This is a genomic window from Phyllobacterium sp. P5_D12, from assembly GCF_054049495.1.
On the sequence record NZ_JBFUMG010000732.1, the window covers coordinates 1 to 1,815 of the forward strand.

The following is a 1,815-nucleotide window of genomic DNA, read 5'->3' on the forward strand; positions in this document are numbered from 1 at the left end:
TCATTCAGTATTCTTCGTGCGGTGGGGATTCCTATTGCGGAACAGTTTTGACGGGGGAATACAAAGGCAAATCGATCGGTTCAATGTCCGGCAAGGACGGATCCTACAAGGGCACGGTCAACAAGCTCGACGAAGGCAAGACCTATAACGGCAAGGCAACGGCCAGCGGGAGCAAGCTCTCTCTCTCCGGATGCGTGATGGGCGGGCTGATCTGCAAGAGCGAAAGCCTGACGAGGCAGTAGTCAAGTTCAGGCGCCTGGACCAGATGCCGCTTGGCAATACGACGGAAAATGTTATCTTGTCGTTGGAGCAGGAGGCAGGTTCTCACCCGCCTCCCTTTTCCTAGACTTCTGAAAAGTGAACCCGGATGACAACTTGCCAGCTGGTCCGGGTTCTTTTCAGTTCTAGGGTGACCCTAAACGGCATATACCGCATAGCGCACCTCCAAATCTCGCAGGCAGGGCCTTTGCCATGGTTGAGGTGGCTCATCCTCCTCAATGCACCGGCTGGCTCGGTGCGTTCTGCTTCGCCTACAAGACACCCAACACATGGCTTGCTTTGCCTAATGCGGCAACGAACGCAGGGTTGAATAAATCGCGCCTCTATCCTTGCTGGCTTGTCCTTAAGCCTTTGCCTTCAGATATTCTCGGCAACCAGGCCGGCGACCTTCTTGTGAATACCGTTGCGGCTGTCAGCCGTCCCTTTCGGGTCATATAGATATACGGCCAGAAGAATTGGCTTGCGATTTGGAGGCCAGATGACGGCGATATCGTTGGCCATGCCGCTGTCGCTGGTTCCGGTCTTGTCACCAACGCTCCAGTCCTTCGGAAGGCCGGCGCGCAAGCGTTTGTCTCCCGTCTTGCTGGCCAGCATCCATGCGGTCAGCTGATCGCGTGACGATTTGGATAATGCATCACCGAGAGCAGTCTTCTGCAGATCCTTCAGGATCGCTGATGGCGTGATCGTATCACGGTCGTCGCCAGGCTTCGCTTCGTTGAGTTCAGTTTCGCGCCTGTCCAGCCGGAACGTCGCATCACCGAGGCTGCGCGCATATTTCGTCAGTCCCTTGGGTCCGCCAAGACTGTCGAGAATGAGATTGCCCGCCGTATTATCGCTCATCGTAATGGCAGCCTCGCAGATTGCTTCCAGAGACATGCCCTTGCCGACATTCTTCTCGGTTACCGGCGAATAGGGAACGAGATCGGTGTTTTTGTAAGTGACAATCCGGTCCAGCCGTTCCTGCTCACGATCCACGCGCGCGAGGACTGCAGCTGCCGCTAGAAACTTGAATGTACTGCACATGGCAAAACGCTCGTGCTGGCGATATTCGATGCGATTATCGCTGCCGGTATCGTGTGCCGAAACTCCAAGGCGCGCACCGGCTTCCGCTTCGATTGCCTTGAGCGCGCTGGCGAGGTCTATCCGGCTCTCCGGTGCAGCCTGTATTGACCTCTGCGACAAGGCTAGGGCCGGCATTGCCAGGATTGAACCAATCAGTGCCCCGCGGCGCGTGATACGACCACTCATTTCTCATCTCCATCTCCGACAAATCAGACAGCGAGGATTCCCGCCGCGGCGCAAGCTGATATCCGAAATGGCAATTTCCAAGGAAAATTTGTGGCTCAAAAAAGTGGTGACCGCAAACTTGACCTTTGTGATCCCAACTACTATTAAACCAAAAGGTTATTTAACTACAAGGTTATACATATCATCGGAGGAGAGGGTGAAAAAGACGTATCACGGAAGCTGTCACTGCAGCACTATCCGCTTCGAGGCCGACATCGATATCGACCAGGGTACGAGCAAATGTAACTG

General features: G+C 54.8%; 2 protein-coding genes. One reads left to right on the forward strand and one right to left on the reverse strand.

Translation table 11 applies throughout. The features are described 5' to 3' along the window. The coding region (locus ACXJ5O_RS25835; RefSeq protein ID WP_457302399.1) for a DUF2147 domain-containing protein at positions 1-242 on the forward strand (242 nt) is incomplete at its 5' end. A gap of 394 nt (positions 243-636) precedes the next feature. On the opposite strand, the gene bla is transcribed toward ACXJ5O_RS25835, so the two are convergent. Continuing rightward, entirely contained in the window at positions 637-1,527 is an 891-nt protein-coding gene (gene bla / locus ACXJ5O_RS25840) for a class A beta-lactamase (RefSeq protein WP_457302400.1), read from the reverse strand. Positions 1,528-1,815: the final 288 nt, after the last annotated feature.

What these genes read in the sequence shown, in the direction of transcription:
- bla (WP_457302400.1), bottom strand. Translation starts at nt 1,527, where the DNA reads ATGAGTGGTCGTATCACGCGCCGCGGGGCACTGATTGGTTCAATCCTG.